The 16,915-nt window shown below is 60.7% G+C and carries 12 protein-coding genes; 7 read left to right on the forward strand and 5 right to left on the reverse strand.

The window, feature by feature from the left end:
* Positions 1–40 precede the first annotated feature (40 nt).
* The 5 genes from ACZ9IU_RS16705 to ACZ9IU_RS16725 form a co-directional block, all read right to left on the reverse strand.
* Positions 41–1,219, reverse strand: coding sequence for a polysaccharide pyruvyl transferase family protein (locus ACZ9IU_RS16705; protein WP_038544745.1), 1,179 nt, complete (start codon positions 1,217–1,219; stop codon positions 41–43).
* Between the two features lie 39 nt (positions 1,220–1,258).
* Positions 1,259–3,937 (reverse strand): glycosyltransferase, encoded by a 2,679-nt coding sequence (locus tag ACZ9IU_RS16710; RefSeq protein WP_038544748.1) that lies wholly within the window; start codon positions 3,935–3,937, stop codon positions 1,259–1,261.
* Positions 3,927–5,408, reverse strand: coding sequence for a DUF6212 domain-containing protein (locus ACZ9IU_RS16715; RefSeq protein WP_038544750.1), 1,482 nt, complete (start codon positions 5,406–5,408; stop codon positions 3,927–3,929). Before ACZ9IU_RS16715 ends, ACZ9IU_RS16710 begins: the two co-directional genes overlap by 11 nt.
* A gap of 181 nt (positions 5,409–5,589) precedes the next feature.
* Positions 5,590–6,837, reverse strand: coding sequence for a glycosyltransferase family 4 protein (locus ACZ9IU_RS16720; RefSeq protein WP_038544752.1), 1,248 nt, complete (start codon positions 6,835–6,837; stop codon positions 5,590–5,592).
* A gap of 44 nt (positions 6,838–6,881) precedes the next feature.
* The gene (locus tag ACZ9IU_RS16725; protein ID WP_046600977.1) at positions 6,882–7,394 is read right to left on the reverse strand and encodes a MarR family winged helix-turn-helix transcriptional regulator; all 513 of its coding nucleotides are present in this window, start codon (positions 7,392–7,394) and stop codon (positions 6,882–6,884) included.
* A gap of 256 nt (positions 7,395–7,650) precedes the next feature.
* Between ACZ9IU_RS16725 and ACZ9IU_RS16730 the strand changes: the two genes are divergently transcribed.
* The 7 genes from ACZ9IU_RS16730 to ACZ9IU_RS16760 all read left to right on the forward strand — a co-directional run bounded on the left by ACZ9IU_RS16730 (position 7,651) and on the right by ACZ9IU_RS16760 (position 16,907).
* Complete coding sequence (locus ACZ9IU_RS16730; RefSeq protein ID WP_038544756.1) at positions 7,651–9,411, forward strand: type I secretion system permease/ATPase; 1,761 nt, start codon at positions 7,651–7,653, stop codon at positions 9,409–9,411.
* Between the two features lie 17 nt (positions 9,412–9,428).
* Positions 9,429–10,829: an HlyD family type I secretion periplasmic adaptor subunit gene (locus ACZ9IU_RS16735; RefSeq protein ID WP_038549559.1), complete on the forward strand. Its 1,401-nt coding sequence runs from the start codon at positions 9,429–9,431 to the stop codon at positions 10,827–10,829.
* Between the two features lie 271 nt (positions 10,830–11,100).
* Positions 11,101–11,760, forward strand: a complete 660-nt coding sequence (locus ACZ9IU_RS16740; RefSeq protein WP_038544758.1) for a calcium-binding protein — start codon at positions 11,101–11,103, stop codon at positions 11,758–11,760.
* Between the two features lie 65 nt (positions 11,761–11,825).
* Positions 11,826–14,084 carry a glycosyltransferase family 2 protein gene (locus tag ACZ9IU_RS16745; RefSeq protein ID WP_038549561.1) on the forward strand — a complete coding sequence of 753 codons (2,259 nt, stop codon included), beginning with the start codon at positions 11,826–11,828 and terminating at the stop codon, positions 14,082–14,084.
* Positions 14,081–14,920, forward strand: coding sequence for a class I SAM-dependent methyltransferase (locus ACZ9IU_RS16750; protein WP_038544761.1), 840 nt, complete (start codon positions 14,081–14,083; stop codon positions 14,918–14,920). Before ACZ9IU_RS16745 ends, ACZ9IU_RS16750 begins: the two co-directional genes overlap by 4 nt.
* Positions 14,917–16,179: a glycosyltransferase family 4 protein gene (locus tag ACZ9IU_RS16755; protein ID WP_038544763.1), complete on the forward strand. Its 1,263-nt coding sequence runs from the start codon at positions 14,917–14,919 to the stop codon at positions 16,177–16,179. Before ACZ9IU_RS16750 ends, ACZ9IU_RS16755 begins: the two co-directional genes overlap by 4 nt.
* Entirely contained in the window at positions 16,176–16,907 is a 732-nt protein-coding gene (locus tag ACZ9IU_RS16760) for a hypothetical protein (protein ID WP_038544765.1), read from the forward strand. The genes ACZ9IU_RS16755 and ACZ9IU_RS16760 overlap by 4 nt, the downstream gene beginning before the upstream one ends.
* Positions 16,908–16,915 lie beyond the last annotated feature (8 nt).

The following is a 16,915-nucleotide window of genomic DNA, read 5'->3' on the forward strand; positions in this document are numbered from 1 at the left end:
CCGAAGGGTGATGGCCCGCAGGCCCCTGGATAGGGCCTCGCTAAAGACCGATGCCGATTTCGCGAAGCGTGGTGCGGAAGGCGCTCTCGCGATCGGAATACCGGTCGACGAGTTCGCTCGTGTTGAGCTGCGTCAGATGGTCGGCCACGAACTCGGCGCGATTCTCCGCCTTGTCGACCTCCGTGATATCGACAGCCGGCAGGCCGGTGAAGCCCAGCATCTCGCGCATGCGGTCATCCACCGCCACCATCAGACTGGGCACGGCCGCCTGCATGGCGATGATCGAACCGTGAAAACGCCGGCCGAAATTGAAATCCATCGAGGAGGCCCAGCCGCGCCACTGGTTGTTGTCGAAGAAGGTGCGAACCTCGAACCGCTGCTTCTCCCGTTCCGTGCCGGGATAAGTCAGATCGCCGATCATCCGGCCCGACGCGGAATCATAGACACGTCCCTCGTCATTGGGCTCCACCTTCATATCGAAGTGAAGGAACTCGTCCTGCACGACGTATGGCGGTACGGTATCCTCAGGAGCGAGCGCGTTCGCATCCAGGATCGCATCCTGATTGCCGCCGAGATAGCCCGAAAAAATGGTCTTCGCCTTACCGATCTTAACGCTCGGCAGCTTCTTCATCGACCGGCGCATGTTGTCCGGCATGAAATAGACGGAAGGGCAGCCGGTCGGGCGCACGAAGGAAAAACCCTGATCCTTCAGGAAGCCGGCGGACTCGTAGCCGCGTGTCAGGAAATAGTGCTCTCGTTCCTTCAGGACGGCCAGAAGCCGCTTCGTTCCTTCTGGAAGATTGTTTTCCAGGTCCTTGCGGTTCTGCAACCCGATGCCCAGCATGACGATCGGCATGTTGAGCCGGCTCAGCACATCCGCCTCGGCATCCGCGGAAAGCCCCTTGCGCAACAGGTTGGCGCAGGTGAAGACGCAGATATCGAAATTGGCGTTGAACTCATCGAATCCGCTGCCGCTCTTGCTCAGATTGTAGAGATGCCAGAAGGGAACCTGTTTCGCATGCGGCGCGAGCGCCCGCAGGGCGCCTTCGCCGATCAGGTAGTTCCCGGTATTGCTGATGTTGCGCAGCTCCTGCAGGAACTCCTCTTTCGTTTCCGGCTGCTTCTGCCGCTCCGAATAGGAGACGGACGAACCATGGGCGCCATTGGCAAGGCGCGTGTAGTGACCGGGAATACCCGTCACGAGAATTCGCGGGCGCATTCGACAAGACCTTTCTGTTTCAAAGGAGCGGCCCGGCAATCAGCCAGCTGCCGCGACCACGGGATTTGCCGCCGCCTGCTCGCGAAAGACCGCGGCGCGGGACAGTGACGAATTTTTCACGGACCGATCGCTCCACGCGATGAACTCCGAGAAGGAGGAAGTCCATGACCGGTGTGCGGCGGTTCTGATGCAGCCCTCCATGAGCGGCGCAAGTTTTCCGCGATTGCGCGCAACCTCTTCAATGATGCGTGCCATCTCCCTCACCATCTGAGGATCGGAAGCCGCGTTGATGAGTATGCCGTCCTCGCCGTCGCAAATGAGCTCGTCCACCGCGCCGACCGCGGTCGCGATGGGCACGCAGCCGAGTTGCTGTGCCTCGGCGATCATCAACGGCGCGCCCTCCCACCGTGACGGCATGAGGAGAACATCGGCCCAGCCGAGCGCCTTGATGAGATCCTTGCTCGCAAAGACCGGCGGGCGCACGTCCACGCCGAGGTCCTTCAGCCGTTCACTCCAGGAGACCCTGGAATCGGCAAGAATTTCTCCCCCGATAGCCCGGGCGTCGAAGGCGACGTTGGAGGCCCGCAATTCCGCAAGCACCGCCGCCAGCCTGTCGATGCCCTTCTGCTGGTCAAACCGGCCCATGTAGAGAATCCGCAAGCGGTCATCCTTGCGCTCAATCCGCCTGACGGCCAGAACCTCCGCCAGGGCTTTGGGCGGCACCGAAAAGCTCGCACCGTTCGCAACGGCGAAAACCTTCTCGTGCGGGACACCGTAGCTGTGCAGATAGATCTTGAGCTGTTCGGAGCAGGTCAGGAAGGCATCATAGCAATGCTCGTGGGCAATCGCTGCGAAGGGCTGACCGGCGGGTCTCTTGAAGCCCGTGTTGTCCACGACGTGCAGATAGCAGGCGGTGCGCGTGCCTTCGGAGCGCAGTCGCGCGATGAGGGGATGGACGGCCATCACGTGGTTGTTGATCACCAGGTCGAAGCCGGAAAGCTGCCCTTTGAGCGCTTGCCAGTCGACCGAGTGTTCCTCGGCGATGAAATCCTGTCCGAGGAAGGAACCCGACCCGCCCCAGGCCGGAATTCCTGCCTCCCAGAAATGGATGTAGTCGAAGCTGGCATCGAATTCGTCGATCACGTCCATCCGGGACGTGCCGAGCACGAAGAGGTGGGTCTCATAACCGGCCGCCTTCAACTCCCGGGCCGCGGCATAGACGACCTTTTCAGCCCCGCCGAACGAGGCGTTCGGCACGAGCAGCGCCACGGTGCGCTTGCCCTCGTTGTGTCCGAGCGGCAGGACCGGCGATCCTCCGATCTCCTTGCGCAATGCTTTGTGGAGATCGGTATAGGGCACGAGCCGCGCCGGGCGCCAGGTCCACCGCCTGCCCGCCGTCTCGCGGAGGGGGCTCGAAGCAATCGCGTTGAGGCAATTGATCATCACCTGCTGAGGCGTGATGAGAGAGCGGCGCGGGAGGCTTCTTGGAAAAGGGAAGCGCACTTTCAGAACGGCCGATGTCGGCCATACCTGCTGGCTTGCGATCGAGGCGAACCAGTCCACGGCATTGTTCTGGACCACGTCCTGGACGATGCGGGTCGACACGAAAACGAGATCGGCGGGGCCGATTTTTTGTGCGCCCGGCCCATGAATGATCGGCTCGATCTTGCGCTGGGCGGCGTCGTTGGCGAGCTGGACGAAAACGACGTTGCTCACCTCGCTCAGGCGCTCGAGGTGAGCGAGCACGTTCGGCAGCATGCGCGAGCGCCGCAGAAGGTCGAGCGCCGCGCCGCTTCCGGCGACCAGGAATGGCGGAAAATGTTCGTTGTCCGGCTCGCCGACATTGCCCCAGAAGGCCGGGATGATGTCGTCGAGGCGAAGCATCGTTGGTGGCTTGGTGGGATCGGTGAAGAAGGAGATCGCCGTATCTTCCGTCCGCGCAAACAGGTAACGCGGGCAATCCTCGTGCTCGAAATCCACCAGCATCGGACGCTGGAACAACGGCATGTGGCGCTTGCGCAGGAAGCTGACCGACGTGGCGCGGTCGCGATTGGCCTCCTTGAAGCGGCTTTCCGCCCTCAGCCTGTATTCGAAGACGGTGTCGTGGCAGGGAATGCCGACGAAACCGTGCTCGATGCACGACAGCCAGAATTCCCAATCCTCGAAACCGTTCTGCCGGTCGTCATTGAAGCGGACGCCGTCCTTGAAAACCTCGATCGAGATCATCGATCCCGTATCGCAGATATTGTCGGTAATGCAGTGCACCAGCCGCGAATAGCGATTGCCGTAATGGGCGCGCCAGCTGACCGAAAATGTGTCGATATTCGTGTAAACCCACCCGCAGCCGCTGGAGACGAGCTGCCGGTAAAGCGTCTCGATCGTGCCTGGGAGGATGCGGTTGTCGGCATCGAGGAAATAGACGGCCTTCGCCTCGGGAAGGTGCTCGATGACGAAATCGATGGCGCGATTGCGTGCGCCGCCCGGGCCGGCGTTCCGGCCGAATATGACATGGATGCAAGGATGGGCCGCGGCGTAGAGCAGCAGCTGATCGAACGTCTCATGCCGCGGATCGCCGTCAACGGACACGACGATGACAATCCGGCAGTCGCCGGGTTTCGAGGCAAGCACCGACTCGATCGCCTCAAGAGCAAGTGCCGCGTGACCGTAGAGAGGCATGGCCACGGCGATCAGGTCCGCTGGCTCCCTGTTACCGGACATCGGTGGCCTCCGTAAATTGCTTGACCATCCTGAAGCCGGACACTTTAAGCCAGGAGAAGTCGACGGAATCCGTCACTGCGCGGCTGAGGATCATCAGATCCATCGGGCCGCGTACCGGCTCGTCCAGCTGAATGTTGATGTTGACGACCTCGCTGGAAGTGACTTCGCGCCATCCGCTGAAGAATGCCGATGGTCTGGCCGTGCCCTTTCGCGCGATCTCGGCCACTTCGGAACGCGCATTCGAATTTGCCGGCGCAAGTAGGAAGCTGACCGCCGCGGGCTTGCCTTCCGGATGATCGATAAAGGCCGTCACCGAAAAGGATATCGTTCCGGGCTCGACGGCGCGGCTGACCGCGCCGGCCGATATGCCGCTCGGCAACGGATGGCAAACGATGGCATGCTCATGCTCGAGGAATCGCACCGTCTGAAATTCCGGGACGATAGGCGTGACCGAAACGTCGGCGATCTGACTCAACGTAGCGACCGCCAAGCGATAGTCGACAGTGTACTGGCCTTCAAGCAGGTTGCTCGGCGCGATCATGTTGGGGGTTCTGGTGGGCTTGACCCCGGGCAACCCCGTGAACACCTTGAACGCCAGCGGGCGCAGGTCGAGATCCGGATGCGGAAGTTCCGAGCGCGCCGAATAACGCTCGCCGGCGATCGGATAGCCGAGCGAAAGGCCGATAGTCTCCGGCCCGGTCGCAGAGATCCGCAGTCGCAACGTGCGCGCAGCTCCCCCACAGGCGCGGGGCAGCGAGAAGAAATTCCAGTTCGGCACGAGCTGCGCATAGGGGACAGTCCACTCGGCAACCCCTTCGCCGCTCTCGAGATAGCTCAACGCGACGACAAGCTCTCCGCTGACCCTGGGCACCGAGTGAAGGTGAAGGGCAAACCCCGCCACGCCAAGGCTGGATACCGGCAGAAGCTGCTCGATAAAGGCTGCGGCAAGCAGCGGCCCGATGCCCTCGTCCTTCGGATCAGCATAGGGATCGTGGGAGAAAATCTCCGAAACCGGCTCCCAGTTTCGCGCCTGGAACGCATCTTCGAGCGCCCGGTAGTTTTCCAGCAGTGTTTCTCGTTCCCTTCGCAGGATCGCAAGCTCCGAAGTGATCGAGGCGCTGTATCGCGCAAGCCGGCCGACGCTGCCTTCGGTCAGAGCCTGCAGAAGCGGGAGGCTTTCCGGCCTGTTTGCGGGATCAAGCCGGCGGATGGGAACAGCGGGGACCGTCCCCAACGGTCCAAGCAGTGCCAGACCCGCCTGCAGATCCGCCTCTCCCTCGTCCGAATAGGCGACGGCGACCAATGGAAAAGCATTCTGCAATGTCACCGGAGGAAGGCCATCGGCATCGAGGAAAACGACCTGATGCTCGATATCGCTTCCTTCGAAGCAGGACCGATCCCGGGCAGATGCCGCGATCAGCTTTCTCGTCACCAGTTGTTTCCCAATGCCGGAAGACGTCAAATTTAGCACGCACCGCCCCTGAAGAATTACCCTGCAACAAAGAACAAATATCCCGGATAACCAAACTTTATCAAAGTCATCCGGCGCCTTTGATGAGAAGCCTAACAACTAACATTGCAGCGCACAATAACAAAATTCAACCGATATAAAGAAATGAACTCAAAATATACTTTAAAAATTGAAGTAATAATCATGAAGCCGCTCCTTGAATGCCTAAAAACGGTTTTCCGGTCAGCTTTTCAATAATATTCTGTTGACGATTAAGGCATTCCGCTAGCCGGAAACGCCTCTCGACTGTCCGGCGCGCTGCAACGCGCATCGCGAAATGACGTTCCGGATTCGCTAGGGCGCCGAGAATGGCCTCGGCGAGTGCATCCGTATCGAAGAACGGCACCAGAAGGCCATTTTTGCCGGACCGTATGACCTCCTGAACGGGCGCGGTATCCGATCCGATGACCAGCGCGCCACACGCCATAGCCTCCAGCACCGACCAGGACAGGACGAAGGGATAGGTCAGGTACAGATGCGCGGACGAGATCTGGTAGATCTGCCGTAAGACCGAATGCGGCACCGGGCCGGGAAAGACGATATTCTCCTGCGGTATGTCCAGCGACTTGAGGAGGTGATCCTTCCACGCCCCGCCGCCCGGCGGAGGCACGCCATAGCTGACACCGTCTCCTCCGACGCAGACGAACAGAGCATCGGGGCGCTGGTGCACGACCTTGGCGGCAGCCTCCAGAACCTGCGGGAAGCCGCGATACGGCTCGAGATCGCGCGCGACAAAAGTGACGATGGGAGGACCATCGGCACTCAGCACGCGTCCATCCGGAAGCGTGGCCGAAGCTGTCGGGTCGGGTCGAAACCGCGCCGTATCGATCCCCTCGTGACACACCGAAATGCGCCCCCGGGCGTCGGCAGGATAGAGACTTCTCTGCCAATGGGTGGGGCTGATACCGGCCTCGATGGCCTCGAGGGACAGGAGTTGCGCGACATTGCGCAGCCGCAGCCTCTTGCGCGTCTCGAGATCGGGCCGATCATCGGGGGAGAACCCGATATCCGCCCCTTCCGACCGGTAGAAGAACTCGCAATACCCCAATGCGGGCACCTGCGGGAGCACATCCTTCAGGAACATCATGCTTCCCCAGCCGATATGGCCGACAACGACATCGGGAACCATCCCCTGCCGCACCATGGCATCGAGCGTCTCGGCGACGCGATGACCGATTCGCGCATGGTGATCGGGAGTCCCCATATGTCGGGCCATATGGGGATCTGCACGCGGCCCCGCTTCCGCTCGATGTCGAACGACTCGAACGGAAGGGATCTTCTGATCTATGGTCTCGGTGATGAGGCTGACCTCATTGCCCTGCTGTGCGAGTTGGGCGGCCAAGGCAGCGAACTGACCGAAACCCCGTCGGTGAACAAACGCCACGTGCATCGCGTCTATTCCCCCACGGCCAAGGGCACGCCCTCACCCACCATTCAAACGCCGTACCGTGGGGTGCTGCCCCAAGCCAGCTCGAGCTGATGCAAAGTCTGGAATGCCGTTTCAAGCATCCGTTGCTCCTGGTCGCCACGATTCACCGCGCGCTCATAAGCCATCGCTGCGTCACGGAGATTTGCCCTGAGCTGCCGCCCCTTCTCCGTCAGCTTGATGCGTGCGGACCGCTTGTCGCGCTGGGAGGCAACCCGATCGATGTAGTCCCCATCGCCAAGCTGTTTCAGGTAATAGGAAACGTTGGAGCCGACATAATGCCCCCGATCCAGGAGCTCGGCGACCGAGAGTTCCGAATCGCCGATTGCCAGCAGAATCATCGCCTGTGCCGGTCCGATATCGTCGACCCGAAGCTTGGTCAGCTCCGCACGGATCAGTCCCGAGAACCGCCGGCTTGCCCGCTCCATGAGGCGAGCGAGCTCGAAATATGTAACCTGTTGGAGGTCCCCCAACTCTGCATCCTGAGGATGCTTGGGGTCTGTCTGTGCCGTCTGGCCCATTTGAACTGTCAGTTCGCCGTTCAGATCAACAGGCAAATTAAGCACAACTTCTTCTTTCATCCCACTCTCCATTTCAGGAAAATACTTCAAAAATTGAAGTAATATTCAACTACGCCCATTCCCCCCAATTGCCATGAGCTTGCATAAGCCCTCCGTTATGTGCCAGATTGGAGGAAGCAATACTATCCTTCGGTTTAGCTATAACGAAATACGTCCTCCGACTGATTGATCTAACGTTAACTTGAGGCAAATTGCCATGCGCGATACTGTTCAAAATGGGACAACAATCAAGGGGCAAATCCGAGGAGGTCGAAAACAAAGCAGCCCAGGGTTGCTGGTATCGCAAGCAAAACGTGTATTTCTGTCGGGATTGTTTTATGCCGCGGCACTCAGCGTGTGCCTGAATTTATTACAACTGACGATGCCTCTGTTCATGCTGCAGGTCCATGACCGGGTGCTCAACAGTCAGAGCATGGACACGCTTGGAATGCTCATCATTCTGGCCGTCGGCGCCCTTGTCGTGCTCGGTGTTCTGGAATTCATCCGCGCCCTCTCGTTCCAGGCCATGGGAGGTGCGCTTGTGCGCCGACTGAACATGCCCGTCCTGGCCGCCGCCGTTCAGGCCTCGGTCGACCAGGGCCTGTCGCGCGCCACCCAGTCGCTTCGGGACATCTCGGAATTGCGAAGTTTCCTGACCTCGTCAGCAGTCACTGCGCCCCTCGATGCGGCGTGGTCGCCGATTTTCCTTGGCGCCCTTTTCCTTTTGCATCCGCTTTTTGGTCTTATCGGAGCCGTTTCCGCCGCTCTGCTCCTCTGCGGCGGGCTGATTACGGACATTTTGACCCGCCAACTCACCAAGGAGGCGAATCAAACAAATATCGAGGCGGTGTCCAAGATCGGTGCTTCGCTGCGACATGCCGAGGCAATCGAGGCAATGGGCATGCTGCCGGCCCTGGCGGCCCGTTGGCGCGCCCTGCAACTGGAAGCCCTCAGCGCCTTTGAAACAAGCGGGCGCAGGAGCAAGGCGATGTCGTCCATTACCCGCAGCCTGCGCTATTCCATCCAGATCATTACCCTGTCGGCCGGTGCATTTCTGGTGCTGCAGCAGGAAATCACGCCCGGCGCGATGATGGCATCGAGCATCCTGGTTGGGCGCCTCCTGATTCCCTTCGATTCGCTCATCGACAATTGGCGGCAGTGGGTGCTGGCGGCCGGGGCCTGGCATCGTCTGGAGGCCATCCTCACGGCGGACGTTGCGATCCGCCAGACGATGCCGACGCCGCATTCGTCGGGCGACATCGTGGTCGACAAGCTCATTTACGCAGCCCCCGGCCTGGATGTGCCGATCATCAAGGGCATTTCTTTCTCCCTCTCTCCGGGCGAGGTTCTGGGCGTGATCGGCCCTTCCGCCGCGGGCAAATCGACACTTGCGCGCCTGCTGGTCGGCGTTCTGCGCCCCACATCCGGCGGTGTCTTCCTCGACGGCAACAATACCTATCTCTGGGAGCGCAGCTCGTTCGGCCAGATAGTCGGATACCTGCCGCAATCCGTCTCGCTTCTGGAAGGCACTATTCGGGAAAACATCGGGCGAATGGCGGATAGCGATCCATACAAGGTACTGGAGGCGGCGCGGCTGGCCGACATTCATGAAATGGTCGGGCGCCTGCCGCTCGGCTACGATACGCCGGTCGGCGACGGACATCTGACCCTTTCCGGAGGGCAGCGGCAGCGTATCGCGTTGGCGCGCTGCCTCTACAACCAACCTCGCCTCATCGTGCTCGACGAACCGAACGCGAATCTGGATGCGATCGGCGAGCGAGCCCTTATCCGCGCGATCCAGCGCGCCCGCGAGAGTGGCGCCATCGTCATCATTATCGCTCACAGGCCGGCCATCATGCAGGTCGCCGACAAGCTGCTCGTGCTTGAAAACGGCCGCATCACCCAGTTCGGACCGCGTACGTCCGTGGTTCCGGCCACGATGCCGGGCGAAACAGCCCGGGAGGTAGCCGCAATATGACCGGGCACAAACCCCTCATGATTGAGAAAAAGCCACTCGCGATCCGCGCCGATCTCTCCGAGCGCCAAATCCAGCGATATCAACCGGCCTTGCCGGATGCCGGCCCATCGAACCTGGAGTTCGACCAGTTTGACAGCCGTTCACCGCTACGCGGTCTCGTCATTGCGGGGCTCGCCACGATCCTCGTGTCCTTCGGCGGATTTTTTGCCTGGGGGTTTTCGGTCGAGCTCAGCAGCGCGACGGTCGCCAACGGCACGGTCATCGTCGATTCGAAACGGAAAACCATCAGCCATTTCGAAGGCGGCGTGATGAATCGATTGCTGGTCCAGGAGGGCGACAAGGTTACCGTCGGTCAGCCCCTGATCGAACTGGAGGATACGCGCGCCCGTTCCAGCCTCCGGTCGCTTCAGGCCCGGCGCATTGGCCTGATCGCCAAACTGGCTCGACTGAAAGCTGAACAGAATGACGCGCCGCAAGTCAGTTTTCCAAGCGATTTCGGCGACGCCTGGGGTGTTACGATCGACGACTCCGTCAGGGCGGAGACGATATTTTTTGAAAAGCGGCGCGAGACCAAGCTCGGACGCGTCGAGGTCCAGAGAAAGACGATCGAGGAACACCTCGAACTGACAGCGTCATACGACATCCAGATCGAGGCGACCGACCGGCAAATCGGCTTCATCAAGGAGCACCGCGCGGCGATGGACTCATTGGTGAAGATAGGCGCCGCACCGCGTACCCAGATCATCGAGATCGACTCCAGGCTCAGTGAGCTTGCGAGGCAACGGGGCGAACTCGTCGGCAACAAGGCCCAGTCCGAAAAGGCCGCAGCCGGCGCGCAGCTTGCGCTGACTGGGATCGAAAGCGACTTTCAGTCGACGATTGCCGGCGAAATCGCCACCGCACGGGTCGATCTCGCCGACGTCGAACAACAGATCACCGCTTCGAAGGACGTGCTGCGGCGCCTCGAGATTCGCTCTCCGCAGGATGGCATCATCAGCAACATCTTGGTGCGCACCCCCGGCAGCGCGGTCACGCCCGGCCAACCGTTGCTTGAGATCGTTCCGGAGAATGAGCCGCTGCTGGTCGAGATGCGCGTCAATCCTCGCGACATCGACAGCATCGCCGTCGGCTCGCATACCCAGGTCCGGCTGACGGCCTATAATCAACGGTCCCGCCTGCCGATGGAAGGTACGGTCATTTATGTCGCCGCGGACCAGTCGGTCGACGAGAAATCAAACAGTGCGTTTTTCGTCGCGCGCGCCAAACTCGACCCGGCATCGCTCAAGGCGAACCCTGATGTGCGCCTCTATCCCGGCATGCCGGCAGAAGTGCTGATCATCCACCAGCCACGCCGCGCGATCGACTACATCACCTCCCCCGTCCTCGAAAGTTTCAATCGCGCTTTCAGGGAAGATTAGTATCTGAATGGAAAGAAATGCTGCAAAGCAGAAATTGTTTCAAATATTGAATTTGTTTCAAAGTAAAATACGGAAATTTTAATTTATATAACTGGAGATTATCGGGGTAATGTGCCAGTAATATTCAATTCAGGAAATATATTTCCCAACATATGGCATTTTTGTCTCAAGACATGCTTGCGCTTCGGTTTTTTGCAGTGCACATTTCAAGCGCGAAATCGTCGCACCCGCGCCGACAACGCACTCGTACAAACCTGAAGAGGAGAGGCAGATGGCCACATTGGAAGGCGGAGCATACGACGATGCCCTGTTCGGTTCCCGCTTCAACGACTTCATCCGCGCCCATGGGGGCGATGATTTCGTAAACGGCGGTAACGGGCACGACATCGTGTTCGGCGGTGAAGGTGACGACATCCTGTTCGGCGGAAAGGGACATGACACCCTGTTCGGCGACGAGGGCGACGACTTGCTGAACGGTGGAGATGGCAACGACAATCTTGTCGGCGGCTGGGGTGATGATCTTCTTTACGGCGACAAGGGCAACGACACCCTGCTCGGCGGACATGGCAATGATCTTCTGTCCGGCGGCAAGGGTGCTGACATCCTCTACGGCGGCGACGGCAACGACATCATCGATGGCGGCGCTGGCAACGATATCCTGGTCGGCGGTGCTGGCCATGACGTCTTCGTCTTCGGCGGCGGCGGCGGCAATGACGTCATTCTCGACTTCACCGCTGGCGAGGATATCCTGCAGATCTCGAAGGGCATCAATGGCCTCGACGTGACCTCGCCGGACGATCTGGCCTCGCGCGTCACCCAGGTCGGCGGCAATGTCGTCGTCGATCTCGGCCATGGCGATACGCTGACATTGGTCAATGTCGACGCTGACGACATTCATGCCAATCCCGAGAACTACTTCACCGTTCACTGAGCATGATTTCTGCGCGCCCTGCCTCCTCCCGCGGGGCGCGCAACTCCGATTCAGAGGGGCCGCGTGTGACGTTCGACGAAGCGATAGACGACGCCACGGGCGTTTTTAGAAACGCAAAAATCTTTCGGCTCGGCGCGGATTTGGCAATCCTTGTCTGGGATCTCCCCTCGCCCCTTCCCGCAACCACCAAGTGCCTGTTGTCGATGGATCGGTCACCGGTACCGCTGGTCAGCATGATGCTTCCACTCGGCCACGGAAGACAGCGCATGTTCTGGGCGATGCGACCGGAACAACAGCCGGTAAACGCGGACATCTGCACGGAACACGGCGACATCGTCGAAACCGTCGTGATGCAGCCGGCACACATGCTCACACCCCTCGATGTGGAAGCGCTGTTTACGGATCTTGCACCGGGTTCCCGCATCAAGTTCGTCAACAACCTGCTGACCGTCTGGCGAAGCGCCTTCCGCATCGCCGGCGACCATCTTTTCCATATGATCGTTGAAGACGCCCTTCATGCGCTCGTGCCCGAACCGCAGGCCGCCAGCATCGTCTGCCAGGTTGCTCAGGGACGCCATCTGATCGAGACGGCGATCAATCCGGACCTCGGCGACATTATAGCGATCTATGCGATCGGCGCGACTTCGATCGCACGCATGGCCGTAAAGCCTGTCCTCGGACGCCGAGCGAAAAGCGGTCTTCAACCGTGCCATTTCATCGCGGAGGCGCCTTTTCCCTCTCCTCCGTTTCTCATCGTCCTCCTGAGCAAGAATGGTGCCGCAATTCGCCAGCTTGCTGACGACAAGCCTCGCCATCCCAGCCTTCAGAACTGGTGGAGCAAAAACCGTGAGGCGGTGGAGCTGCGCGAATTGATCGTCCGTTGCCTCGCCGCCTTGCCGGAAGGCAGCGCCGCGACGGCGATCGACCTTCAGGTCAACGCCCCGCTGCCTGCAACCCGGGTTGCCAAGTCGTCGATGCACCCGTCCGGGGAGGTCGATCTCGCCCTGGCGCTCGACGACGGCCTTCTGGCAGGCGGCTGGTTCCATGCGCCGTCATCCGCCTTCGCCGGCATCGACTACGTGAGGGAGGACGGCACGGCCGTACCGCTTGACGCAAACAGCTACAAATTCCCGGCATGGGCGGAAGGCAAGGACGAGAAGAGCAAGACCGATGTGACCGGCTTCGTTGCCTGGATCCCGCTGCCGGAATCCACCGGTCCGCTCCTGCAGCCGCGATTTCAGTTGCGCCTTGCTTCGGGAGCGGTCAGGCCGCTAATACCGAAGCCGCAGCCTTTCGAGCCCGCAACGCAGCGAAACCACGTCCTGCGCGCTGTGCCGCCGCAGCATGCGGTCGACAGTGCCTTCCGCACGATCCTCGCGCCCGCCCTGCAGGACATAGAACGGCGATTGGGAAAGACCATAGAGGTCGACACCACGAAGGACTACAGCCTGTCCGAAACCACACCCCTCGTTTCGATTGTCATACCTCTCTACAAGGTCCTCGATTTCCTGCGCTTCCAACTGTCGGGCATGGCCACCGATCCGTGGCTCGTCGCTAATGCCGAGATCATCTTCGTCCTCGATTCACCGGAAATCCAGGATGAGACGGAGCACATGTTGGGCGGCCTGCACCTCCTGCACGGGCTGCCGATGAAGCTGGTCGTCATGAACCGCAACAGCGGCTATGCGCGGGCCTGCAATGCCGGCGCACGTTTTGCCCGCGGCGCCATTCTGGTCATGCTCAATTCGGATGTCGTGCCAAAGGGACCAGGTTGGCTTCAGGTGCTGTCGCGGCCGCTGCTGGAAAACAGCAGGGTGGGCGCCATCGGCCCCAAACTACTCTTCGAAGACGGATCGCTGCAGCATGCCGGCCTGTATTTTGGCCGCGACCAGCGCGGGATCTGGTTGAACCACCATTTCAACAAGGGCATGCCCGGCGACTATGCTCCCGCCCAACAAGCCCGCGAGGTTCCCGGCGTCACCGGCGCCTGCCTCGTGACCCGCAGGGCCACCTACGAGCGTGTCGGCGGCTTCACCGAGGACTACGTGATCGGCGACTACGAGGACAGTGACCTCTGCCTCAAGATCCGCCGTCTCGGGCTCCAGATCGCCTATGAGCCGGCCGCCTGCCTGTATCATTTCGAGCGCCGCTCGATCCGTCGTAGCGAGGACTATATGCGCGGCGTTGCCAGCCAATACAATTCATGGCTGCACACGCAACGCTGGGAAGACGACATCACCGACTTGATGGCCAACCCGTTCGGCAGAGATCAAGATCACCCCGCCACCACGAATGGGAGAGACCGGGAAAGGAACGCAGCGTGACACAGATAGCACTCGTGCGCCCTCCCAAGCCGGCTCGGCTGGTCGATGAGGACCGCGTTCGCTGGCTGCTTGAAGCCGTTCGGGGCAACCGTTTTCTGCCGCAGCCGGAACCCACCAACGTCTTCGTGGGCGACGGTGATTTTCGTGCGATAGGCGCGGAATTTCTCGGGCACTTCATCCGTATCGGCGGCCTGCGCGAAGAGGCCCGCGTGCTCGACATCGGCTGCGGTATCGGCCGGATGGCCGTGCCGCTTACCCAGTATCTCGATCCGCAAACGAGCCGCTACGACGGCATCGATCCGGTCGAGGGCGGCATCGACTGGTGCCAGCGAGCGATCACGCCCGCATACTCCAATTTCGCCTTCCAGCGACTGGATATCGCGCACGAACTCTACAATCCGAACGGCAAGGTCAGCGGTAGGGCCCTGAGACTACCCTTTCCGGATCAACATTTCGACTTCGTCATCATGACGTCGGTGGTCACTCACCTGCCTCCTGCGGAAGTCCTCGTTTACCTCGCTGAGGTTCGCAGGGTCCTGTCAGTCGGCGGCCGATTGTTCATGACAGCCTTCGTGGTCGACCGGATCGCGGCGGCAAACGAGCACGGGCGGCGCGATCCGCGCCTTGCGTTCCGCCGCTATGGCGAAAGCCCGTGCTGGTTCGTACCCAACCAGGCGCCGCTTGCGGCGGTCGGCTTCGAAGACGGCTTTCTGGACAAGGCGCTCGAACGGGCCGGCCTCTCCGTCGCCTTGAAATCGCTTGGCCATTGGCGCGGCACCAAAGCGGCTCACCATCAGGATTTCATTGTGGCGAAGCGCCGGGGAAATGGCCGATGAGCAAGCGCATTCTGGTCGCTGCCCACAACCATCCGTCCCTTCACCCGGGCGGAACCGAGATATTCGCTCATGACCTGTTTCGCGCCTATCAGCGCGAGGGCCACGAAGCTCTGTTTCTCGGTGCCACGAACCACATTCATCGCGAAGCAAGACCTGGCACGAGCTTCCAGAGCATCGGCTCGGCGGGAGACGAAATCCTGTTGTGGTCCGGGCATTTCGACCGCTTCTTCATGAGCCAGATCGACCTTTATGGTGTCGTGCCTGACATCGCGGAGCTGCTGCGCGATTTCCGGCCGGATGTGGTTCATCTCCATCACATGCTGCTGCTTGGCGCCGAGTTCCCCCACATCGTCCGCCGCACCCTGCCCGACTGCCAGATCGTCATGACACTTCACGACTACTACCCCATCTGCCACCATGACGGCCTGATGGTGCGCACTGGCAGCAAGGAGCTTTGTCACCAGTCCAGCCCGGACCGCTGCCATGCCTGCTTCAAGGATATTCCGCTCGATCGCTTTGCCTTGCGCGAACGCCACCTGAAGGCCCTGTTGAGCACGGTCGACCACTTCGTCTCGCCAAGCGCCTTTTTGCGGGATCGCTATGTGCAATGGGGACTGGACGAAGATACGATCAGCGTCATCCCCAATGGCATTCCCGCCCGCAAAGCCGGCCTGCGAAGAGATCTGCTTCAGGGTGGGAAGCCGGTCTTCGGATATTTCGGCAATCTCAACCCCTGGAAAGGGGTGACCGTATTGCTCGAGGCGGCGCGTCAGCTTCTGGCCGACGGCATGGATTTCGAACTTCGCGTCCATGGCGGCGCGCCTTTCCAGAGCGAGACGTTCGTCGAGGAAATCAATCGGCGCTTTGCCGAAACATCAGGATCCGTGCAGGCCCGCGGACCCTATCGACGCGAAGATATCGGCGATCTGGTGGCTGCGGTCGATTGCACCATCGTTCCGTCCGTCTGGTGGGAGAACGCACCGTTGGTCATTCAGGAAGCCCAGGCGCAAGGCCGTCCGGTCATCGCCAGCAATATCGGCGGAATGGCTGAAATGGTCGAGCATGGCGTCAACGGCCTGACCGTCCCACCCAATGATGCCCGGGCGCTCGCCGCGGCGATGCGCGACATCCTGGAAGACCCGAAACTGCTGCACCTGTTTGCGCAAAACGCCCGCAAGCCCGACGACATCGACACGACTGCCCGCCGCTATCTCAAGTGGATGGAGACGGCACAGGTTCAGGCATTGGAGAGCGCATGACCAGTCCCGCCGAACGACCGGATGCCGCATCCGAACAGGACAACGTCAAGCCGATGAACGGCCGCGTGGACGCCGTCGACATGGGTACGATCTTCGGTTGGGCATTCGACCCGATGGCGCCGGACCAGCGTCTGACCATCCGTGTCCTACTCGATGGCAAGGTGATCGCAGAGACTGTTGCCGATCGCAACCGTCCAGACCTGCGACGCAACGGTATCGGCGACGGCAAGCACGCATTCGAAATCGCGCTGCCCGATCCCCTCCATTCGCGGGCCAACGATATCGTCGTCATGGCGCGCAATGGAAGCGGTTCCGAACAGGCGCTTCGCGTTCCGCAGCCGAACGAACAGGCAGCCGAAGCCCTGATCGCCGCGCCGCTCGCAAAAGTGCTCGACAAGCTTGATGTGCTGATGGCGTCGCAGCGGCAGTTGCAGGTCTCGCAGCGCTCCCTGCAGCGCACACCGGAAATCGATGCGGACAAGCCCGAAACCACCGACCTGACTGAAATCGGCAACGCCGTCGAAAACCTCAAGGTGGAGGTCAGCCAACGGCTGAATGACCTCGATGTCCACCTGATGCGGCTGGACGGGGTCGTGGCTGGGATGGAGAAGAACCTGAACGCATTGAAGAAGCGGGCGAACGCCGAATTCAAACCCATGCTGTTGCTGCTGTTCGTTCTCGTCGGATTTGCCGCGGGCGCCGGCCTTGCGCTGATTTTCAGGATTTGACCGAGGGA

This window comes from Mesorhizobium sp. USDA 4132 (assembly GCF_056279545.1).